Here is a 21,037-nt window from a genome sequence, read left to right as displayed (position 1 = left end):
ACGGGGGTGACGAGGGTCCATGCCGGGGCGTCGAGCCAGCCGGAGGGCCGCCGCCCTGGCCGTTGCCGCGGTGGGGATGGCCGCGCTGTCCGCCCTGCTGACGAACTTCGCCACCGCCGGCCCCCCGCCGGAGCCGTTCGCCTCCCGCCCCTGGCTGACCTACGTGGCGCTGGCGGCCGTCACCGTGATCAGCGCGACGCTGGCGGTCCGCCTGCTGGCGACCGGGGAGCGGTCCCCGGCCGAGGACGGTGACCCGCCGGCGTCGAAGGCCCGTGCCCGCGCGTTGGACGACGTGCGCCGCGAGGCGTCGGAACGCCTGGAGCTCGGACTCCCGCCCCTGCGCCTGCGTTTCCGCGAGGCCCCGGAGCTGGTGCTCGCACCGGTGGAGGACGCCGGGCACCGGGCGCTTCGGCCACGGCCGGAGGCGGAGGTCGTCTCGGTGTTCGACGACCTTCGCGGGTCGATGCTGCTGGTCGGCGCGCCGGGAGCGGGCAAGACCACGGAGCTGCACCGCCTGGCGCTGGCCCTTGCCGAGCGGGCCGAGCGGGCCGAGCCCGAGGACCGGGAGCCGGTTCCGATCGTGCTGGCCCTGGCCAGCCATTCCGGGCTGCGCGGCGACGTCTGGCCCCGCCGCCGGCTGCCGGCCGTGCCGTGGTCGCGATGGCTGCGGCGGCTCTCCGGCTGGTCCCGGGGGTGGCGGCTGCGGAGGGAGGAGCGCAACAGCCGGCAGCGGCCCGCCGAACCGCCGGCGCTGACGGTGGAGGACCTGAAGGAGTGGATCGCGCGGGCCGCGCGGGCCCGCTACAAGATCCCGGCCGGCGTCACCAAGCGCTGGCTGGCCGACGGCGCCCTGGTGCTGCTGCTCGACGGCCTGGACGAGATCCCTCCCGAGGAACGGGAGGTGATGGTGCGACTGGTCAACGAACTGCACGCGGGCGATGCCGCTCCACCCGTGGTCGTGACCTGCCGCAGCGGCGAGTACGAGGGCCTGGACACGCGCCTGCGCCTGGAGGGCGCCGTCCGCATCGAAGCGCTGACCATCGAGGAGGTGCGTGCCTACGCGGAGGCGGGCGACGAGCGCTTCGAAGCGCTGCGTGCGTTGTTGCGGCGGGACAGCGACCTCGGCGCGCTGGTGACCACGCCCCTGTGGTTGCAGATCGCCGCCGACGCGAGCACCGGCGGCTCCGCCGCCGGACTGCCGGGCCGCGCGCTGCCCGGCGAGCTCCTGGCCCTGTACGAGCAGGCCATGATCGCCTCACGTCCGTCGCCGCGCATGCCGCCGGCCAGGGCGCGCCGCTCACTGCGCCGGCTCGCGGCCGTGGACGGGGAGGACGATCTGCGCACGGTGTACCGCTGGATCGTCCCGTCCCCCGAGGCGAGGGCTCTGACGCTGCTGCACGGTCTGCCCTGGGCGGGAGCGGCCCTGGCGGCGGTCGGCCTGGCACTGCCGCTGGCACGGCACCTGGGCAGCGCCGTGGGCGGCGTGGCCTACTTCGCCGCGATCGCCGTGCTGGTGGGCGCGTCCCGGGAGGTCTTCGCCGGGCTGCCGTACGCGCCCGGCTCACCGTCGGCGGGGATGCGGCACCTGATCGCGGTGCACGCGGCCGGCGCGGCGCTGGGGGTCACCTCGGGCGGCGTGCTGTGGCTGGCATCGTGGGGGTTGACCGAGCTGGCACGCCCGCTGCCCGCGCCTGTCCACTGGTTGTTGATGCTGTCGGCCCTGCTGGCGGCGGCGGGGTGGAAGGTGGTCGCCTCACCCACGCCGGCGGGCAGGGCCGTGGCGGGCGTCATCCTGGCGAGCCTGGTGACGGCGTGCTTCCTGCTGCCCGCCCCGCCCATGTCCTATGTGGAGATCTACGCGGTCCTGCTGGTGGCGTTCCTGGCCATGATGGTCCTCGTCGCCGCGGTCATCCTGCTCGTCCCGCCGGCCGGTGCGGGGGAGAGGGACGGCCCCGGGCGCGCCGCCGATCCTTTCCCCGAGGCGGTGACCAGCCGGAGCATCCTGCAGAACGCGGTGACCAAGCGGGTCGCGGTGCTGACCGCGGCGGCGGGCGCGGCGCTGATCCTGACGACGGATGCCGGCGACTTCGACGGAGAGACCGCACTGTGGTCGCTCGCGATCCTGGCGCTGGCCGCCTCCTGGCTCGCTCCGATCGCGATGACCGAGCCGAGGCCCTTGCTCAGAGCCCTGCATCACCTGATCATGCGGATCGCGTTGCCGCTCGGCGGCTGGCTGCCGTGGCGACTGATGCCGGTCCTGCGCTTCGGCGCCGAGCGCGACCTGCTGGTCGGCACGCTGGGCCAGTACCGGTTCCGCCATCCGCTGATCAAGGAGCATTTCGCCGGCGCGCTCGATCGGCGGGCCGCCGAGGACGCGGCCGGCTACCCGGCCGATCACGCGCTGCTGGCCGCCCGGGTCCGCGACCTCCTGGCGGGGCGGGAGCGGCTAGGGATGCTCGTGACGCCGCGCTCACCGGGGCGGAGGCCCGGCGAGCTGATCCCCGTGGGCGACCTGCCGACCCGGCTGGAGGCGCAGACGCTGCTGGTCGGGCCGCCCGATGGCGGCGGCCGGATCGTCCTGGCCGAACTGGCCGCCGCCCTCCTGCACCCCGCCGACGCCGCGCCCCCGGACGCCGCGGTGCCGGGCGGGTTGCCCGTCCTGGTGGATGTCGGCTCCTGGAGGCCGACGCCGGAATGGAGGCGGGGCGAGAGGGCGGGCAATCCGCTGGTGGCCTGGCTGGCGGCGCGCATCGCCGCCGACCACCGGATCCCGCGCGACATGGCCGGCCGGTGGCTGCGCGCCGGACGCCCGGCCCTGCTCATCGACGGCCTGGCCACGTTGTCCGAGCGACGCCGCAAGGCGCTGCTGGCCCTCCTCGCCGACCTGTGCGAGCGGTACGAGCTGAGCTACGCCGCCCTGTCGGCCACGGTCGTCAGGGGGCCGGCGGCGTTCGCCATCCTGCCGCTGCCCGGCCCGGTCCGTGCCGCCCACCTCACGCCGGAGCTGCTCGCCGTCGCCGCCCGCGACACCGGCGTGTGGGAGCTGCTGATCCGGCCGGACTGGCTGCTGCCGATTGCCCGGGGCGCAGGCCGGCATCCGGCGCGCTACGGCTTCCTGGCCGGTTTCGTGGCCCAGGGCCTGGCCCGCCGTCCCGGTGACGATCCCGTGCGGACGCTGCGCTCCTTGTCCCTGGCCGCCCGCGCGCCCTTCCTGTCGATCGCGCTGTCGCCGGTCAGAGCCGACCTGGTCCGGCGTCTTTGCCTGCCGGTCGTGTACGTCGCCGCGGTGCTCACCGGGCTGGGGCTGCCCCTGGCACACCGCTACGGATGGCCGGCGGCGGCCACCTGGACGCCCCTGGCGGCGCTGGCCGCCTGGCTGACGACCGCCTCCATGCTCCGGCCGCGGTCGCGCTGTCCGATCGGCACGGCGGGCCGGTGGCGGCGGATCGTGTACGGCCTGTGCGGCGTGCCGCTGGGAGTGGCGGTGGGCCTGCTGGTGGCGCCTTTGGCGCAGGGACTGGGGGTCGCGATCCCGGCCGTGACCGGGTTCCTCACGGGCGAACCCGATGTCGTCGCGCCCCTCCTGAACGTCTTCCGCACGGCCTTCGCGGCCCTCGGCTGGACGACCGCGGAGATCTCCGCCTGGACCGGCCCGGATCTTCGCGTGCTGGTCATGCTGCTGTACTGGGTCTTGGTCCAGGACTACGCCGACCTCTTCCCCGGCCGACGGAAGGATCTCGGCGCCCAACTGGCGGTGCGCCTGCTGCTGCTGGGCGCGGTCTTCCTGGTGTTCGACGGGACGTCTCCGGCGCAGCTCACGGGCACATTTTGGTGGGGTGTGGCGTTCGGCGCGTTCATGGTGCTGCCCGCTCTGTGGCTCAGGCTGGCCGAGGGCGAGCAGTCCGGAGCGTCGGACCGGCCGCGGGTGAACCGGTCCGTGCTCGCGGCGCTCCTCACGATCCCCCTGCTCGCCGGGGCCGTCGAGCTGGGGCTGCTGCCTGCCGTGCCCGGTCATGTGCGCCTGCTGCTCCTGGGCGTCCCGGTCGGCGGAGTCGTGGCGCCGGTGCTGATGGCCCCGGTCATCCTTGTCGGCGACATGATGACGGGGGGTCTACCGTGGGTGCTGTGGTTCCGGTCCAACCGGTTCGTGGCCGCGATGCACGCGGAAGGGCTGGACCTGAGCAATCCGCCGATCCACGCGTTCGTGCGGCGCATCGATCCGGACGAGGGGCTGCCGCCGCCGGACGGGCACGACACCGCCGTTCGGGAGCAGCTGATCGCGAGTGTGCGGGCCGGACTGCGGCAGGCGCCCGCCGATCCCGGCCTGGTACGGCGCTTCGACGCCGCCGGCGGCGCCCTCACCCTCACCGGCACGCGGCACGACGGGCACCAGGCGCTGTACGCGCTCGGCGCCGAGCTGCTACGGCGTGCCGAAGCCGAGCCCACCGCCCCCGTACCCGTCCTGCTGGCGCCGCGCGCCTTCCCGCACAGCGGCCCCGCGCGCCGCCGGGTCACGTCCTGGGTCGCGGGACAGTTGGCCCGCGAGCACGGCATGGACGTGGAGACCGCGATCCGGTGGCTGGGCGAGAAGCGGCTCGCGCTCCTGATCGACCTGGGCCCGTGGACGCCGATCCGCCTGCGGCGCCGGCTGCGGCTGGTCACCGAATGCGTCACGGCGCTCGACCTGCCGTACGCGCTGACCGCGGAGGCGGCCCCGCGCCGGCGACTCGGCTCACGCGAGCGGGGACTTCGGAGGGCCCGCGGGCGGGACGGTCAGAGGGGGAGGGTGGTGGCGGCGGTGTGGAAGGCGGCGACGGCCGCGCGGACCGCCGGATGGTCGCCGTAGCCGCGGCGGAAGGCCGCGCGCGTGCGGCGGCTCAGGGGCAGGCGGGTCAGCGGGACGCCGTCCGGCGGGGTGAGCGCCGCCAGCCGGGGCACGAGCGCGACGCCCTGACCCGCGGCGGCGAAGGCGAGCACGGTGTCGAAGTCGTCGATGTGGTGCCGGACCCGGGGTTCGAACCCGGCCGCCTGGCAGGCCCTGATCGCCATGGTGTGGCAGAGCGTGCCCGGCTTGCCCATGATCCACGGGTCGTCGCGGGCGTCGAGGACGCGGGCCCGGACGGTCAGGTACATCGGCTCGGTGAACAGCGGCTCGGTCTCGATGGAGGCGTCGGTGACCGGGGGCACGAAGTCGTACTCGTGCACGAGGGCGACGTCGAGCTCGCCCGCCCGCAGCGCCGCCGAGACGTCGGCGGGGTCGATCTCGGCCACCATCGGCTCCAGCCCCGGACAGTCCGCGGCCAGGCGGGCGAGCGCGGGCGGCAGCAGCACGCGGGTGGCCGTCGGGAACGCGCCGATCCGCAGCGGGCCCGACGGCCCGCCCCGGGCGGCGGCGAGCGCGGCCGAGGCGCGTTCGAGCTGTTCCAGGACGGCCTGCGCGTGCTCGACCAGCAGCAGCCCGGCCGGGGTGAGCGTGACCGTGCGCCCGGTACGTTCCAGCAGCGGCACGCCCGCCTCCCGTTCGAGGGCGCTGAGCTGCTGCGAGACCGCCGAGGGGGTGAACGTGACCGCCTCGGCCACGGCGGTGATCGTGCCGCGCCTGGCCAGCTCGCGGAGCAGGTGGAGCTTGCGTGGGTCGAGCATAAGTTCATCTTAAGCTTGAACGAAGAAATCCGAACTAGACCTAACAGGTCGGCGGGCGGCAGGCTCGAAGCATGCTGAGAGGAATCCACGTACCGCTGGTCACGCCGTTCACGTCGTCGGGGGAGGTGGCCGCCGACGCGGTCGAGAAGCTCGCCCGGCAGATGCTCGACGAGGGCGCGGCCGGGCTGGTGGCGCTGGGCACGACGGCCGAGGTGGCCGCCCTCGACCCCGGCGAGCGGGCCCTGGTGGTCGAGACCTGCGCACGCGTGTGCGCCGAGCGCCGGGCACTGCTCACCGTCGGCGTGACCGGGAACGACACCCGCACGACCGCCGCCGCGCTGCGCGAACTGCCCGCCGGGGTGGACGCGGCCCTGGTGACCGTGCCGTACTTCCTGCGGCCCGGCGAGCGCGGCGTGATCGCGCACTTCAAGGCGCTGGCCGAGGCGTCACCCGTGCCGCTGGTGATCTACCACATTCCCTACCGGACCGGGCAGGCCGTGGGTGCCGCGACGCTGCGGGCCATCGGGGAGCACCCGAACATCGCGGGCGTCAAGTACGCCGCCGGCGGCATCGACCAGGACACGGTGGACCTGCTCGCGGACCTGCCCGACGGCTTCGAGGTGCTGGGCGGCGACGACGCGTTCGTCTCGCCGCTGCTCGCGCTCGGCGCCACCGGCGGCATCCTGGCCTCGGCGCACGTGCTGACCAGGAGCTTCGTCGAGCTGGTCGACGCCTGGCTGGCCGGGGACGTGGCCACCGCGCGCCCGCTCGGGCACCGGCTGGCCCAGGTCTCCCGCGCGCTCTTCGCCGAGCCCAACCCGACCGTGATCAAGGGCGTCCTGCACGCCAGGGGCCTGATCCCGACGCCGGACGTGCGGCTGCCGCTGCTGCCCGCCTCCGCCGCCGCGGTGTCACAGGCCGACCTGGTGGCGGTACATCCAGGCCAGTGACTCCTGGCTCGCGCTCCGCTTCAGGAACATCGGCAGCATCAGGTCGCGGAGGACCCGGCCGACCGGGCCCGCGGCCTTGCTGTTGCTGATCGTCCTGGAGTAGGCCACCACCCGCTCGACCCTGGGCCGCCGCTCGGCCTCGAACCGCTCGAACGCCGCCGGCCGCCTGAAGGGCCATCGCCGTGACGGGACCGCCGATGCCGCAGCCTATGACCAGAGCCTTCATGTATCCTTTCGTTCGGTCGAACGAAATATATGAGCACGGGTGGCGGTATGTCCAGGGATATTTCGGAGCATCGAAAGAAATTGTTGGACGAACTGGTCGAGGCGGGCCGGGAGAGCAGCAACGCCGCGGTCATGTACCACAGCGCCATGGGCGAGCGGCTGGGCCTGGGGATGACCGAGGAGAAGACGCTCGACCTGCTCCAGCGCCTCGGGCCGCTGACCGCCGGGGAGCTGTCCCAGCACACGGGCCTCGCCCCGGCCTCCGTCAGCGGGCTGATCGACCGGCTGGAGGCCAAATGGCTGGTCCGCCGGGTGCGCGACACCAAGGACCGGCGCCGGGTCATCGTCGAGATCAACTGGGAGCGGCTGGCCGGCTTCGGCGAGCTGTTCGAGCCGTTCGTGGCCGCGATGTCCGGCCTGTACGACCGCTACACCGACGACGAGCTGGCCCTGATCGTCGACTTCCTCCGGCGGTCCACGGCCCTGCAACGGGAGGCCACCGCGTCGCTGCGCACCGAATAAGGGGCTGTACACAATCCCGTTTCTGGGCTACGGTGTCCGGCGCTATGGGTTACTGCTTCCTGTGATTCTCACGCCCGAGGCGCGCACGCGTTGAGCCGACCGCTCCGCCGCGCCTCGTACCGGTCATATCCGCGTTGAGACAAGGAGGTGGAGCCTCTATGCGTACCGCTGCCCAATTGGCGCTGAACGAGATCACCAAGCGTTACGACACCCGCGTCGTCCTGGACCGGGTGTCGCTCACCGTCCGGCCCGGCGAGAAGGCCGGGGTGATCGGCGACAACGGCTCGGGCAAGTCCACGCTGCTCAGGCTCATGGCGGGCGTCGAACGTCCGGACAACGGCGAGCTGACCGTGACCGCGCCCGGCGGCGTGGGGCACCTGCCGCAGTCGCTGGAGCTGCCGGCGCACGCCACCGTGGCCGACGTCGTCGATCTGGCCCTGGCCGAGCTGCGCGAGATCGAGGCGCGCATGCGCGCGCTCGCCGGCACCGACCTGGACGCCTACGCCGCCGCCGTCGCCGAGTTCGAGGCGCGCGGCGGCTACGAGGCCGACACCCGGGTGGACGTCGCGCTGCACGGCCTGGGCCTGCCCGGCCTGGACCGGAGCCGCCCGGTCGCGACGATGTCGGGCGGCGAGCGGTCCAGGCTCGCCCTGGCCGCGACGCTGGCCGCCGCCCCGGAGCTGCTGCTGCTCGACGAGCCGACCAACGACCTGGACGACCAGGCCGTCGCCTGGCTCGAACAGCACCTGCGCGAGCACCGCGGCACGGTCGTCGCGATCAGCCACGACCGCGCGTTCCTCGACCGGGTCACCACGGTGATCCTGGAGGTCTCCGACGGGCGGGTGCGCCGCTACGGCGACGGCTACTCGGGCTACCTCGCGGCCAAGGCCGCCGAACGGGCCGCGCACGTGCGGGCCCACGAGGAGTGGCGGTCCGAGCTGGCCCGGCACGCCGGGCTGGTGGCGGCCAACGCGGGGCGGCTGGCGGCCATCCCGCGCGCGATGGTGCAGGCCGGGATGGGCACCGGCGCATGGCGGGCGCGGTCGCGTACGCACGGCGCCGCCGGGCGCGTCCGGCAGTCGCGCGCGCGGATGCGGTGGCTCGAAGAGCACCCGGTCCCGCCGCCCCCCGTGCCACTCCGCTTCACCGCCGCCATCACCGCCCCGCCCCCCGCCGACGTGCACCTGCCGGAACATCCCGACGTGGTCGTCCCGGCCGATGTGCGTCTGCCGGAACGCCTCCAGGGCGGGGCCGATGCGGGCGGGGTGGGGCCGCGGTCCATGGTGGTCGTGCTCGACGGGGTGCGGGTGGCGGGGCGGTTGCGGATCGACGGGCTCGCCGTACGGCGGGGGGAGCGGCTGCTCGTCACCGGGCCGAACGGCGCGGGCAAGACCACGCTCATGCGGGTGCTGGCCGGCGAGCTGCGTCCCGACGCGGGGACCGTACGCCGGACCGGACGGGCCGGCCTGCTGCGCCAGGAGGAACGGGCGGCCCGGCTGGACCGCACCGTCCTCGCGGCCTTCGCCGAGGGGCGGCCGGGCAGCCCGGACGAGCACGCCGACCGGCTGCTCGGCCTGGGCCTGTTCCGTCCGGACGACCTGCGGCGGCGGCTGGCCGACCTCTCGTACGGGCAGCGCCGCCGGGTCGAGCTGGCCCGCCTGGTCACCGACCCGGTGGACCTGCTGCTGCTCGACGAGCCGACCAACCACCTGTCGCCGATGCTGGTGGAGCAGCTCGAGGAGGCGCTGGCTCACTACGAGGGCGCGCTGGTGGCCGTCACCCACGACCGCCGCCTGCGCGCCGCCTTCACCGGCACCCACCTGGAGCTCACCCCGGCCCCGCCCAGCGACCGGACCCGCTGACAGCCGGGCCCGCTCCGCTCAGGGAACGGGCCCGTGACGTCCGGGCCCGCTCCGCTCAGGGAACGGGCCCGTGACGTCCGGACCCGCTGCACTCAGGGCCTCCTGACGGCCGGGGCCGCTGGGCTCAGGGACCGGGCCGTTGACGGTCGCGGTCAGCGGTCCGACTCCCTGATGGCCGTGCCCACCTCGCTCACCCGGTCGGCGAGGAGGCCGAGGGCGCCCACGGCCCTGGTCATCGGGTCGTCGCCGGATCCGCCGAGCGCCCTGGCCCTGAGGTAGGCCGCCTTGATCTCCGCCCAGCGTGCCGCCTGGGCGGGGGTCAGGCGGCCGCGCAGCTCGGCCAGCTTGAGCAGGTTGGCCTCGGCGTCCTGGGTGAGGGTCTGCGCCTCGCCCAGGTAGTGGTCGTCGATCACCGCCTCCAGCTCCTCGTCGTTCATGGCGGGCACGATGCGCTCGGCCAGCTTGTTCATGTTCCGGTACGACCCCTGCAACCGGTACGGCGGCTCCGTCCTGGACGCCTCCGCCTGGGACGCCGACGCGATGTAGGCCGCGTTGTTGGCCAGCACCACCTCCTGCGCCCGCACCAGCTTGCCCAGCACGCCGAGGACCTGCTCCAGCTCGGCCTTGCCGTACGGGTGCCGCAGCTGGTCAGGGCGGACGGCCGGGTCGCCCTTGGCCAGGCGTACCAGGAGCTCGACGTCGGCCCGGTCGCGGCCTGACAGGGGGGCGAGCACCGGGTTGGAGGTCAGCGCGTTGTCCACGTAGCTCAGCGCGAACAGCTCGTCCTTGCCGGAGAGCACGTCGCCCAGGTTCCACACGTCGGCGCGGTTGGCCAGCATGTCCGGGATGCGGAAGCGCTGCCCGGACTCGGTGTACGGGTTGCCCGCCATGCACACCGCGAAGCGCTTCCCGCGCAGGTCGTACGTGCGGGTCCGGCCGTTCCAGACGCCCTCGATGCGGCGCTGGGCGTCGCACAGCGAGATGAACTTCTGCAGCAGCTCCGGCGAGGTGTGCTGGATGTCGTCCAGGTAGAGCAGGGTGTTGTTGCCGCTCTCCAGCGCGAAGGAGATCTTCTCGACCTCCTGCCTGGCCGTGGCGTCGGGGGCGTCGGCCGGGTCGAGCGAGGTGACGCCGTGGCCGAGCGCCGGGCCGTTCACCTTGACGAAGACCAGGCCGAGGCGGCTGGCGACGTACTCCATCAGCGTGGTCTTGCCGTAGCCGGGCGGTGAGATGAGCAGCAGCAGGCCCATCTGGTCGGTGCGCTTGCCCGCGCCCGCCGCGCCGAGCTGCTTGGCCAGGTTGTCGCCGATCAGCGGCAGGTAGACCTCGTCCAGCAGCCGGTTGCGGACGAACGCGCTCATGACCTTGGGCCGGTACTCCTCCAGGCGCAGCCGGCGGCGTTCCTGCTCGATCAGCTCGTTGCGGCGGCGCTGGTAGGCCCGGTAGGCCGGGACCCGGTCCTGCCTGAAGGCGCGCGCCCTGGTCAGCAGCTCGTCGAGCCTGACCCGCAGCCTGCGGTCCTGCACGCGCGGATGCGCGCCGAGCAGCCCCTCGACGGTCTCCTCGACGGCGGCGCCGGAGTCGTGGCGGGGCAGGTCGCACAGGAGCACGGCGACCGCCTCGGCCACCTCGGGGCCCTCGCGGTAGGCGCCGATCCAGGCGTGGGCGAGCTGCAGCCGCTCGGGCAGGGGCAGCGCCGCCAGCTCCTCCTCGAACTCGCGCGTCCTGGCCGGGCCGAGCGCCTGCCTGAAGCCGTCGAGGAGGTCGCGCGCCGCCTTGCCGGTCACGAAGCCGGACGGCGTCGCGCCCAGCTCCTCGACCAGGTACTCACCGGCCAGCGCGGCCGTGCTCTGCCCGGTGTCCCGGCCGATGCCCTGGGCGGGGGAGAAGGCGGCGATCCGGGCGCCGAGTTCGGCGGCCAGCGCCTCCAGGGCGGGCGTCCGGCCGAAGACCGCGCGGGCGCGGACCAGGGAGGCGGCCCTGGTGGCCAATGTTTTACGTGAAACCTCGTCCGTGCCGAAGGCCCAGAAGAGCTGCGCGGCCGCGCGGGCCTCGGGCGGGTAGCGCAGCAGGCCGGCGCCCTCCCGCAGGCGGATCAGGCTCTCCAGGACGAGGATCGCGTCGTGGTCGTGCACGCCGCGCTCGTAGCCCTCGTCGTAGCGCTGCTCGGCAGCCTGGCGTACCAGGTCGGCCAGGGCAGCGCCGGGCTCCGCGGAGTCCAGGAGCGAGGCGGCCAGGTGCTCGGCCCGGTACATCTCCGGCGTCTCCGACACCAGCAGCTGATCCCAGAACGGCCGCGTGTCGGCGAAGGACGCCGGCACGGGCGCGCGGTAGTCGGTGCCGGTGATCGCGAAGTGCATCTCGCCGTCGTGCGGGACCAGCGTCAGGTCGATCGGCTGGGTGTTGACGGCGAACAGGTGACGGCCGAGGCGCAGCGTCTCGCCGCCGTCGGTGAACAGGTCCAGCCGGTCCCGCAGGGCGCGGCCGGCCTCCTGCTGGGCCGCCTTGACCCGGCCGTCCAGCTCCTCGGCCCGTACGGCGTCGCCCAGGGAACGCAGCTCGGCCGCCGCAGTACGGACCCTGCCGACCATCGGATCGGTGGCGAAGTACGTGTTGACCTCGTCCATCGAGCCCAGCGACGCCAGCCGCCTGGTCACGCTGCCCAGGATGCGCTCGGCCGAGGCGAAGACCCGGTCGGCCCGCCGGGCCAGGCCGTCGAGCTGGGTCTGCTTCCTGGCCGAGAACGCCTCGTAGACCTCGTCCCGCTTGCCCGCGAGCTGGGCGGCGAAGTCGTCGAACTCGCCGAACCGCGCCTCCAGGTTCTCCACCTGGAGCATCAGGCGGCCGAGCTGCTCGTCGCACTTGTCCGGCGTGTCGGCCATCGCCAGCGCGCCCGAGACGGCCTGCCCGAACAGGGCGAACTCGGCGGCGAAGGCCGCGCGGCCCTCCGAGCCGAGCAGCTCGCGCCGCCGCCCGTCGAGGACGGCCCGCGCCCGGTTCACCCCGGCCAGCACCTCGGCGATCCGGCCCAGGATCGACGTGCGGACCGTGGCGTCGGCGATCTCCAGCGAGCCGACGACCTCCGTCACCACCTCCAGGCCCTCCGCCTGCTCGGCCAGCCGGTCGGCGACCGGCGCGGCCTCGGCCACGGTCGCGATCGCGGCGGCGTCGGCGGCCAGCCGCTCGACCGCCACGTGGTAGGCGGTGAACGCCTCCGCGCCCTCCAGGAAGGCGACCGCGCGCCTGCCGGTCGCGGCCAGCTCCGCGGTCACGGCGGCGGACAGCTCGTCCAGGCGGGCGAGGTCCAGGTAGCGGACGTCGCGCAAAGTCACCAGGCGGCCCTGCTGCCGGCGCAGGCCGGCCAGCGTGGTGACCCAGGCGTCGGCGCCGGCGGGGGTGTCGGCGGCGGCCGCGCGTACCAGATGGGTGGTCTCCTCGGCGGCCGCGGCCAGGGTGTCGGCGGCCTGGCGGGTGAGCTGCTCGACGTTCTCGTACTCGTCGAGCACCTGCTCGGCGGTGGCGCGCACGTCGGCGAGCGGCGCGGCGAGCCCGTGCTCGCCGAGCCAGTGGTAGGAGTCGGCGGCGCGGGTGCACGCGGCGATCAGGGCCTCGAACGTGGCCTCCGAGGCCGCCATCTCCTCGACCATGCGAGCCACGGACAGGCAGTCGGAGATGCCGCGCACCAGCTCGGCGTTGCCGATGCGCTCCAGGGGCCCGGTCCCGGCGGGCTGGGCGGCGGCGTAGGTGTCGGACACGTACGGCGTCTGCCACACCTGCATCGGGTGGACCCGGGTCGGCTCCTCGGAGAGGGCGCGGAAGACCACCATCGTGCCGTCGTCGAACAGGGAGTACCCGTGGCAGACGATGGGGTTGGCCACCTCCTTCCTGATCACGTTGTACGGCAGCAGCAGCGAGCGGCCGTCGCCGCGGGCGTGGAAGACGTACAGGACGTCCTCGCCGTTGGGCGAGCGCACGACCCGCTCGAACTCCAGGTCCGTCACGTCCGTGTCGAAGGTCTTGCTGATGCCGGTGGCCAGGTAGTAGCCGCCCGGGAAGATCAGCCCCTGGTCCTCGGGCAGCCGCTGGCAGGACTGGCCGATGCCGTCGAGCCTGGTCACCGCCTTGGTACGGGTGTTGAACACCAGATGCCGCCAGTCCGGCTCCTTGTACGGCCTGATCCGCATGAGGACGAGCGGCCCGACCCTGGCGTACTCGACGTCGGCGTCGGCCAGCGACTGGAGGCGTTCGGCGACCGGCTCGGAGTAGACGCCGGCGCCGGTCTCGGTGTTGTTCTCGACCTTGATGGTGAGGTCGCCGCCGATCGTCTCGACGAAGACCTCGCCCTCGATGGAGATGTGCGGATGGCGGCCGAGCACGTGGTCGTCGCGGGTGGTCGGCGTCCACTCGAAGTCGTGGGACGGGGGGAAGACGTGGTCCCGCTCACCCCTGTTATCCAGATATTTCGGGACACCGCCGTTGCTGACCGTCCACCTGAGCACCCGCGTGTCGGCCGGGCCCGTCCGGAACACCGCCAGCAGCTTGCCCTCGACCCGGCGCAGCTGCTGGAGCCTGGTCTCCTTGTAGTACCGGTACAGCTCGGCGAAGTCCTTCCTGAACGCCGGCTCCTCCAGCGTCTCCAGCTTCCCGGTCTCGAACGTGAACGCGTCCCCGTCCCTGGTGAAGCGGTGCACGGCGAACACGTCGGCCACGGTCGTCTCGGGCTTGAGCCCGATGAAGACGTTGTAGCCGAACAACATCACCTCGCCCAGCGAGACGATGTCCCTCGGGACGCAGTTGTTCTCGGTCCTGATCCGCTCGGTGCCGAGCAGGCGCAGCTCCGCGCCGCCGAAGACGCGCAGCCGCTGCCCGTTGACCTCCTCCGCCGCCACCGCGAGGGCCTTGGCCTGCGCCTGGAGACGGTTCCGGAGAACCTCGTAGGTCCCGGCCTCCAGCTCGGTGGTGCTCACGTCAGCCCTTCGCCGCCGCCAGCGCGGCCACGGGGGAGTCGGCCACGCCCAGCCGGCGCGCGGTCTCCAGCAGCTCGCCGAGCGCCGACGACTGGGGGCCGCCGTCCTGGATGAGCCGCATGAGCAGGGCCGAGACGGTCAGGTTCTTGATGTCCTCGGTGCGCACCCCGCCGACCACGCTCGCGATGTCCGCCGCCAGGCTGGCCGTCCCGTTGAGGTACGGCGCCGCGAGGGCCCCGGCCACGGTCGAGTGGCCGACGAAGCCGTCCACCGCCTTGCCCGTGGTGATCGAGCCGACCACCTTGTCGAAGAACATCGTGTCGCCGCCGACGATGTCGATGTTGGCCTTGGCCAGCCCCGCCGCCAGCACGCTGGCCTGCGACTCGGCCACCTGGCGGGTGACGTCGATGTGCTTGAGCCTGATCTCCTTGTCGGCCTCCAGGCGCAGGCGGTACTCCTCGTGGCCCCGGCTGGCCTCGTCCAGGGCGGCCATCGCGGCGGCCTTCTGGGTCAGGCCCTCGGCCTCGGCCTTGAGCTTCTCGCCGATCGCGGTGGCGCCGGCCAGCGCCATGGCCTGCTCGCCCTCGGCCTGCGCCTTGAGCCGGTCGCCCTCGATCAGCGCCATGGCCCGCGCGCCCTCGGCCTCGGCCCGCAGCTTCTCGCCCAGGGACAGGGCCTCGGCGCGGCCGACCTTCTCGATGGCGTCCGCGTCGCGCTCCTTGACCTGCACCTGCGCCAGCCCGGCCGCGGCGGACTCGGCCTGCACGCCCTCCGCGAGCCGGATCTTGGCCCGCGCCTCCAGCTCGGCGGCCTGCTGCCGGGCCTCGGCCAGCACCAGCTCCTCGCGGGCCCTGAACTTCGAGGCAGCCTCCGCGGCCTCGGCCGCCTTGATGTCCTTGACCAGGTTCTCCTGCGCCTCGGCCTCGGCCGCGATGATCACCTGCTGACGGGTGCGCTCGGCCTCCTCGACCACCCGCAGCCGCTTGATGCTCTCCTCCTGCTCGGCCACCGTCTTGTCGACCGCGATGCGCTCCCTGATGACCTCGGCGATCGACCGCTTCTCGGTCTCGACCTCCTTGTCCTTGGCGATGCGCGACAGCTCGGTCTCCCGCTCGCGGGCGATGACCTCCAGCAGGCGGTCCTTCTCGATGCGCTCGCTCTCGATCGCGATCACCCGCTCGCGGTTCTTCTCGGCGACCGCCACCTCGCGGGCCTGGTTCTCGCGCTGCACGCCGATCTGCTCGTCGGTCTTGATGCCGGCCGTCTGCGCGCGCAGCCGCTCCTCGGCCTGCACGCGGGCGATCTCCGCCTCCTCGCGGGCCTTGACGGTCTCGATCTCGCGGCGCTGCTTGAGCTCGGCGTCGGCCTGGCGGCGCTGGAGCTCCAGGATGGCCTCGCGGGCGTCCACGTTCTGGCGGGTGATCTCCTTCTCCTCGGCCCGCTGGAACTCGTTGGTCCGTACGTGCTCCAGCGCGGTCAGCTCGGTGATCTTCCTGATGCCCTGGGCGTCCAGGATGTTGCTGGAGTCGAGCTGGGTGAGCGCGGTCTGCTCCAGGTAGTCGATGGCGGCGTCTTCGAGGCTGTAGCCGTTCAGGTCGGTGCCGATGAGCCGGATGATCTCGTCGCGGAACTCGTCCCGCTTGGTGTAGAGGTCGACGAAGTCGAGCTGCTTGCCGGCCGTCTTCAGCGCCTCGGAGAACTTGGCGCTGAACAGCTCCTGGAGGGTGTTCTCGTCGCTGGCCCGCGCGGTGCCGATGGCCTGGGCGACCTTGATGACGTCCTCGGCGGTCTTGTTCACCCGGACGAAGAACGTGATCTTGATGTCCGCCCTGATGTTGTCCCGGCAGATCAGCCCCTCACGGCCGGTACGGGTGATCTCGATGGTCTTCACCGAGATGTCCATGGTCTCGGCCTTGTGGACGACCGGCAGCACGATGGCGCCGGTGAACGTCACGTCCACCTTGTTGACCTTCGACACGATCAGCGCCTTGCCCTGTTCCACCTTGCGGAAAAGGCGGCCGATGATGACCAGCAGGCCAATCACGATGACCAGGACGACGGCGAGAAATACGCCGAAGCCCGTGGAGATGACGTCCATCAGATCTCGCTTTCGTAGGGCATGACCCAGAAGAATTCGCCGTCTTTGTCGTATTCGAAGATGAGTGCTTTGTCGCCGCGGCCCAGGCGGTCCCGTCCGGTCGTCCGGACCTGGACGACCGCGGTCGAGCCGTCCTCGGCGGTGACCTCGGCCTGGCCGAAGTCGGGGGTGGCGGCCCCGGTGCGGATGACGCACGGGCGGCCCACGAGGTCGCCGCGCGAGTGCTGCCCGCCGTCCTGGAACGCCCTGCGCAGCGGCCTGATCAGGGCGCGCGTGGCGAGCCAGCCGCCCGCCGCCGCGGCGAACGGCACGGCGGCCAGCGCGGCGTCCGGCAGCACCTGGCTGCCGACCAGGCTCAGCAGCCACGCGACCGCGACCAGCAGGGAGATGACGATCCCGGCGGGGACGCCGCCGAACCCCAGCCATGGCGCGTCGTGGTCGAGATCCAGCAGGCCCGCGATGACGGCCAGCCAATAAGCCAGGACGGCCGCGAGGAGGAAAGTGAAAATGACGGTCGGAAAGCCCAGAGCGGCGTGGAAGAACTCGGTCATCAACCCTCGGTTTGCCCCATCCCCCGGTGTGTCCTGACGGACTATATACATATAAAGCGCGACTAAAGGGGAAAGTTCCCGACTTCATATCGAAAGTTGGCCGACTTGACCTCAAGGGCGGTTGAGGTAGCACGCTCGACGACATGACTGACGTGATGAGGGCGGCCGCGTTCGCCGAGCCGGGCGGCCCCGAGGTGCTGAAGGTGATGGAGGTGCCCGCGCCGCAGGCGGGCCGGGGACAGGTGCGCGTCCGCGTGCGGGCGGCCGGCGTGCAGCCGTTCGACACGGCCGTACGGGCGGGGTGGCTGCCGCCGTACCTGGGGGAGGTGCCCTGGCCGCGCATCCCGGGCAACGAGTTCGCCGGCGTGGTCGACCAGGTGGGCGACGGGGTCGCCGGGGTGTCGGCCGGGGACGAGGTGCTGGGGTTCTCGCGCCTGTTCGCCTACGCCGAGTACATCGTGGTCCCGGCGGCCGACGTGGCGCCCAAGCCCGCCGGGATCCCCTGGGAGGTGGCCGGCGGGCTGACCTCCGGCGTGCAGACGGCCGAGCTGGCCCTCGACGCCCTGGCGGTCGGCGCCGGCGAGACGCTGCTCGTGCACGGCGCGGCCGGGTCCGTGGGCACGGCGGCCGTGCAGATCGCCCGCATGCGCGGCGCCACGGTGATCGGCACCGCCCGCGAAGCCAACCACGACCACCTGCGCGACCTCGGCGCGATCCCGGTCGCCTACGGTGACGGGCTCGCCAACCGGGTGCGCGCGCTCGCCCCCGGCGGCGTGCACGCGGCCCTCGACGGCGCCGGCGGCCACGCCCTGGAGGTCTCGCTCGACCTGGTCGCCGACCGCGGGCGCATCGTCACGCTGGTCGAGCACGGCCGGGCGGCCGAGCTGGGCGTCAAGGTCGTCCAGGGCGAGCGCACGGCCGAACGGCTCGGCCGGTACGCCGCCCTGTACGCCGAGGGCCGCTTCGCCTTCCCTGTGCGGCGGACGTACCGGCTGGAGGAGGCCGCCGACGCCCACCGCGAGATCGAGACCGGCCACGGCCGGGGGAAGGTCGTCCTGGTGACGGACTAGAGGTCCGCCCCGATTTCCGGGCGGGCCGGTTCGGACGGCGTTCCTGTGACGCCGGTCGAGCCGGCCCGCCTTCGCGGTTCAGACGGCGTTCCTGTGGCGCTGGTTGAACCGGCCCGCCTTCGCGCGGTTGCCGCACACCTCCATCGAGCACCACCTGCGGCTGCCGTTCTTGCTCACGTCGAGGAACCACAGGACGCAGGCCGGGTTCGCGCACTTGCGCAGCCGTTCGGGACGTTCGCGCAGGAGCCGGACGAAGTCGGCGGCCCCCGTCCAGGCCGCCTCCCAGGCCGGATCGCTCACCACGACGGTCTCGCGCGGCCCGTCGTCGTCCATCCGCGGCCTGGTCGAGCCCTCGGCGAGCACCGCGTTGAGCGCGTCGTGCCCCCGGCCTTCGAGCGAGCCGCGCAGCGCGTCCCGCGTCCGGACGAGCCGGTCGCGCACCCGCTCCAGGTCGTCCTCGCCCGGCAGGCCGTGGTCGCCGAGCCAGGAGCGCACGCCTTCCAGGTCGTCGAACTGGTCGAGCAGGGCGCCGTGCTCCACCCAGACGGTGTCGACCAGGTCGAGCGCCATGGGCTCGTCGCGAAGCGGCCGTATCCTCACTGCCTCTAACCCCCCAAAGCGATTTGACCGGTTATCCATCGCCATGCTATCACTTAACCAGCAAAACGGACTTAGCCGGTTATAGCTGGAGGATGAGATGAATGTTCGGTACCGCACCGCTGTGGTGGACGGCCTCGACGTGTTCTACCGGGAGGCCGGTGACCCGTCGGCGCCCACGCTGGTGCTGCTGCACGGGTTCCCGACCTCGTCGGTGGCCTACCAGGAGCTGATCGCCGACCTGGCGGACGAGTTCCATCTGATCGCGCCCGACTACCCGGGCTTCGGCCACAGCTCGGCCCCCGCGGCCGACGAGTGGGAGTACAGCTTCGACCACCTGGCCGACGTGGTGGACACTCTCCTGGACACCCTCGGCGTCACCAGGTACGCGCTCTACGTGCACGACTACGGCGCCCCCGTCGGCTTCCGCCTCGCCGTCCGGCACCCGGAGCGCGTCACCGGCATCGTCACCCAGAACGGCAACGCGTACGAGGAGGGTCTGACGCCGTTCTGGGAGCCGCTGCGCAAGGCGTGGGCCGACCCGTCCGAGGAGAACACCTCCGCGCTGCTCGGCCTGCTCACCCCCGAGGCCACCCACTGGCAGTACACGCACGGCGTCCCCGACGCCGCCATGGTCAACCCGGACAAGGCGGCCCTCGACCAGGCCCGTCTCGACCGGCCCGGCAACCACGCCGTCCAGCTCGCCCTCTTCGTGGACTACGGCCGCAACCCGGGCCTCTACCCGCAGTGGCAGGAGTACCTGCGCACGCACCAGACGCCGGTGCTGGCCGTGTGGGGCCGGCACGACGAGATCTTCGGCCCCGACGGCGCCCTCGCCTTCGACCGGGACACCAAGCGCGCGCAGATCCAGCTCCTGGACGCCGGCCACTTCGCCCTGGAGACGCGCGGCCCGCAGATCGCGGCCCTGGTCCGCGACTTCCTCCGCCGCCTCTCCGACTGACGGGAGCCTCCGATGAGCCAGCCCCGCCGCCGCGGGAACACCACGGCCCGCACCGGCCTGTCCGCCGCCGCCGTCCACGCGCACCGATCCCTGGGCTCCCGCCCCGCCCCCGCCCCCCACGGGCGCGCGGCGGGCCCGGCGGCCGGGCCGCCGCCCTCCCGGAGGCGGGGGTGGGCCGGGACGTCGGGGGCGCCCGCCCGGCCGTCCGCCAGGGCGGTGGCCCTGGCCACCGCGGCGGCGCTGGCCGGACTGTCCTTACTGGCCCTGCTGGCCGGCCTCACCGGCATGGAGCTGTTCGCGCTGCCGTTCGCCGCCTCCGCCGGGATCGTGGCCCTGGCGCCCGCCGCGCCGTTCGCCCAGCCGCGCAGCATCCTCCTCGGCCACCTGAGCGCCGCCGCGCTCGCCCTGGCGCTCACCGCCCTCACCGGCCCCTCGGTGTGGACGGCGGTCGCCGCGGCGGCGCTCTCCACGGCCCCGATGTTGCTGCTGCGGGCCCCTCACCCGCCGGCCGGGGCCACGGCGGCGCTGGTCGGGCTCACCGCCCCCGACCCGGTGTACCTGCTCGACCCGGTCCTGGTCGCCAGCCTCGTGGTGATCGTCGCCGGGGTGGCGCTCGGAAGGGCGCTGCCGGGCCGCCGATACCCCGCCTACTGGCGGTGACCCGTCACTGGCGGCGGCGCATGGCCTCGGCGATCACCAGGGCGACGTCGTTGAGCTCGTGCTCGCCGTCCTCGACGTCCCAGAGGGCGTTCTGCAGGATCCGGCCGAGGGTCCAGCCGGCCGCCCTGGCGGGGTCGAGGCCCAGCCCGTCCGCCATCAGGTCGAACCGCCGCAGCACGCCCCTGACCGGGTCGCCGGTGGCGACGACGGCGTCCCAGCGGTTGTCCAGGGCGGGCCACAGGTCGAAGCCGGGGTCGCCGGCCAGCGGCTTGGGGTCGATGGCGAGCCACGGCTCCCGCTCGGCGGCCAGCACGTTGTCGTAGTGCAGGTCCCAGTGCAGCAGCCGGTCGCCCGGCTCGCCGACGAGCTCGGCGACCGCGTCGGCGCACCAGCGCAGCCAGTGCCTGTCCTGCTCGCGGGGCAGCGCGGCCGCCGCGCGGTCGACGTCGGCCAGCATCTGCGCGGCGATGTCGCCCAACCGGCGCAGCCCCGGCGGGGCGGGGAAGGCGGTCAACCGGCCCAGCAACCCGGTCAGGATCGTCAGCGCCTCGGTGTCGTCAGGGACGGCCGACAGCGGGCGGCCGGAGTCGAGGCGTTCCAGCAGCAGGGCGCCGGTCTCGGGGTCGTCGTCGAGCAGCAGCACCGAGCCCTTCCCGGCCCACGTGCGCAGGCCCGGCGCCTCGGTGGCGTTCTCGTCGGTGACGGGCTGGAGCTTGAGCGCCGCCCTGGTGCCGTCCTCCCGCACGACGGGCAGCACGAGGGAGACCACGCCGTGCATGGGGCGGCCCTCGTCGAGCCGCAGCCCCCACTCCTCCAGGTAACGCTCGGCCAGCGCGGGCAGGCCGGCCGACCAGGCCCGCCCCCGCTCGCCGTCGATCTTCACGTGTGATGCGGTCAACGCCTCGGGAACCATGATCCTCATCGCCCCAGT

The 21,037-nt window shown here is 73.4% G+C and carries 14 protein-coding genes; 7 read left to right on the top strand and 7 right to left on the bottom strand.

Annotated features, from left to right (window positions below; translation table 11 throughout):
- The first annotated feature begins 19 nt into the window (after positions 1 to 19).
- Positions 20 to 4,846 (top strand): hypothetical protein, encoded by a 4,827-nt coding sequence (locus AB0J71_RS06120; RefSeq protein WP_364413050.1) that lies wholly within the window; start codon positions 20 to 22, stop codon positions 4,844 to 4,846.
- Here AB0J71_RS06120 and AB0J71_RS06115 read toward each other — a convergent pair.
- Entirely contained in the window at positions 4,774 to 5,643 is an 870-nt protein-coding gene (locus tag AB0J71_RS06115; RefSeq protein WP_364413047.1) for a LysR family transcriptional regulator, read from the bottom strand. The two genes, AB0J71_RS06120 and AB0J71_RS06115, sit on opposite strands and share 73 nt — an antisense overlap.
- A 71-nt stretch (positions 5,644 to 5,714) precedes the next feature.
- Here AB0J71_RS06115 and AB0J71_RS06110 point away from each other — a divergent pair, with 71 nt between their 5' ends.
- On the top strand, positions 5,715 to 6,593 hold the full coding sequence (locus AB0J71_RS06110) for a 4-hydroxy-tetrahydrodipicolinate synthase (RefSeq protein ID WP_364413044.1): 879 nt from the start codon (positions 5,715 to 5,717) through the stop codon (positions 6,591 to 6,593).
- Here AB0J71_RS06110 and AB0J71_RS06105 read toward each other — a convergent pair.
- Entirely contained in the window at positions 6,555 to 6,704 is a 150-nt protein-coding gene (locus AB0J71_RS06105) for a hypothetical protein (RefSeq protein WP_352318346.1), read from the bottom strand. The genes AB0J71_RS06110 and AB0J71_RS06105 overlap by 39 nt on opposite strands.
- Positions 6,705 to 6,899: 195 nt before the next feature.
- Between AB0J71_RS06105 and AB0J71_RS06100 the strand changes: the two genes are divergently transcribed.
- Positions 6,900 to 7,340 carry a MarR family transcriptional regulator gene (locus tag AB0J71_RS06100; RefSeq protein ID WP_352318344.1) on the top strand — a complete coding sequence of 147 codons (441 nt, stop codon included), beginning with the start codon at positions 6,900 to 6,902 and terminating at the stop codon, positions 7,338 to 7,340.
- 158 nt (positions 7,341 to 7,498) lie between these two features.
- The gene (locus AB0J71_RS06095; protein WP_364413041.1) at positions 7,499 to 9,202 is read left to right on the top strand and encodes an ABC-F family ATP-binding cassette domain-containing protein; all 1,704 of its coding nucleotides are present in this window, start codon (positions 7,499 to 7,501) and stop codon (positions 9,200 to 9,202) included.
- A 152-nt stretch (positions 9,203 to 9,354) separates the two neighbouring features.
- Here AB0J71_RS06095 and AB0J71_RS06090 read toward each other — a convergent pair whose 3' ends face one another.
- The 3 genes from AB0J71_RS06090 to AB0J71_RS06080 are packed head-to-tail and all read right to left on the bottom strand — an operon-like array spanning position 9,355 to position 16,818.
- Positions 9,355 to 14,169 (bottom strand): DNA repair ATPase, encoded by a 4,815-nt coding sequence (locus AB0J71_RS06090; protein WP_364413038.1) that lies wholly within the window; start codon positions 14,167 to 14,169, stop codon positions 9,355 to 9,357.
- 1 nt (position 14,170) lies between these two features.
- On the bottom strand, positions 14,171 to 16,267 hold the full coding sequence (locus AB0J71_RS06085) for a flotillin family protein (RefSeq protein WP_352318339.1): 2,097 nt from the start codon (positions 16,265 to 16,267) through the stop codon (positions 14,171 to 14,173).
- Positions 16,267 to 16,818 (bottom strand): hypothetical protein, encoded by a 552-nt coding sequence (locus AB0J71_RS06080; protein WP_352318337.1) that lies wholly within the window; start codon positions 16,816 to 16,818, stop codon positions 16,267 to 16,269. The genes AB0J71_RS06085 and AB0J71_RS06080 overlap by 1 nt, the downstream gene beginning before the upstream one ends.
- A gap of 155 nt (positions 16,819 to 16,973) precedes the next feature.
- On the opposite strand from AB0J71_RS06080, the gene AB0J71_RS06075 reads away from it, so the two are divergent.
- Positions 16,974 to 17,888 carry an NADP-dependent oxidoreductase gene (locus AB0J71_RS06075; RefSeq protein ID WP_364413137.1) on the top strand — a complete coding sequence of 305 codons (915 nt, stop codon included), beginning with the start codon at positions 16,974 to 16,976 and terminating at the stop codon, positions 17,886 to 17,888.
- A 78-nt stretch (positions 17,889 to 17,966) separates the two neighbouring features.
- Here the strand turns inward: AB0J71_RS06075 and AB0J71_RS06070 are convergent, their stop codons facing one another.
- Positions 17,967 to 18,488 carry a CGNR zinc finger domain-containing protein gene (locus tag AB0J71_RS06070; RefSeq protein ID WP_364413035.1) on the bottom strand — a complete coding sequence of 174 codons (522 nt, stop codon included), beginning with the start codon at positions 18,486 to 18,488 and terminating at the stop codon, positions 17,967 to 17,969.
- 97 nt (positions 18,489 to 18,585) lie between these two features.
- Between AB0J71_RS06070 and AB0J71_RS06065 the strand changes: the two genes are divergently transcribed.
- Both AB0J71_RS06065 and AB0J71_RS06060 read left to right on the top strand, forming a co-directional pair.
- Entirely contained in the window at positions 18,586 to 19,446 is an 861-nt protein-coding gene (locus tag AB0J71_RS06065) for an alpha/beta hydrolase (RefSeq protein WP_364413032.1), read from the top strand.
- 12 nt (positions 19,447 to 19,458) lie between these two features.
- On the top strand, positions 19,459 to 20,106 hold the full coding sequence (locus AB0J71_RS06060; RefSeq protein ID WP_352318333.1) for an HPP family protein: 648 nt from the start codon (positions 19,459 to 19,461) through the stop codon (positions 20,104 to 20,106).
- A 4-nt stretch (positions 20,107 to 20,110) separates the two neighbouring features.
- Here AB0J71_RS06060 and AB0J71_RS06055 read toward each other — a convergent pair whose 3' ends face one another.
- On the bottom strand, positions 20,111 to 21,028 hold the full coding sequence (locus tag AB0J71_RS06055) for an aminoglycoside phosphotransferase family protein (RefSeq protein WP_364413029.1): 918 nt from the start codon (positions 21,026 to 21,028) through the stop codon (positions 20,111 to 20,113).
- Positions 21,029 to 21,037 lie beyond the last annotated feature (9 nt).

The sequence above is a fragment of the Nonomuraea sp. NPDC049637 genome (assembly GCF_040675235.1).
Taxonomy (GTDB): Bacteria; Actinomycetota; Actinomycetes; order Streptosporangiales; family Streptosporangiaceae; genus Nonomuraea.
The sequence above is the reverse complement of the archived record's forward strand: the minus strand, read 5'-3'. Positions and strand labels throughout refer to the sequence as shown.

Bases quoted from the DNA above. Each gene is read 5' to 3' on its own strand.
- AB0J71_RS06095 (WP_364413041.1), top strand. From the start codon at position 7,499: ATGCGTACCGCTGCCCAATTGGCGCTGAACGAGATCACCAAGCGTTAC.
- AB0J71_RS06110 (WP_364413044.1), top strand. From the start codon at position 5,715: ATGCTGAGAGGAATCCACGTACCGCTGGTCACGCCGTTCACGTCGTCG.
- AB0J71_RS06055 (WP_364413029.1), bottom strand. From the start codon at position 21,028: ATGAGGATCATGGTTCCCGAGGCGTTGACCGCATCACACGTGAAGATC.
- AB0J71_RS06115 (WP_364413047.1), bottom strand. From the start codon at position 5,643: ATGCTCGACCCACGCAAGCTCCACCTGCTCCGCGAGCTGGCCAGGCGC.
- AB0J71_RS06060 (WP_352318333.1), top strand. From the start codon at position 19,459: ATGAGCCAGCCCCGCCGCCGCGGGAACACCACGGCCCGCACCGGCCTG.
- AB0J71_RS06085 (WP_352318339.1), bottom strand. From the start codon at position 16,267: ATGGACGTCATCTCCACGGGCTTCGGCGTATTTCTCGCCGTCGTCCTG.
- AB0J71_RS06120 (WP_364413050.1), top strand. From the start codon at position 20: ATGCCGGGGCGTCGAGCCAGCCGGAGGGCCGCCGCCCTGGCCGTTGCC.
- AB0J71_RS06065 (WP_364413032.1), top strand. From the start codon at position 18,586: ATGAATGTTCGGTACCGCACCGCTGTGGTGGACGGCCTCGACGTGTTC.
- AB0J71_RS06080 (WP_352318337.1), bottom strand. From the start codon at position 16,818: ATGACCGAGTTCTTCCACGCCGCTCTGGGCTTTCCGACCGTCATTTTC.
- AB0J71_RS06075 (WP_364413137.1), top strand. From the start codon at position 16,974: ATGAGGGCGGCCGCGTTCGCCGAGCCGGGCGGCCCCGAGGTGCTGAAG.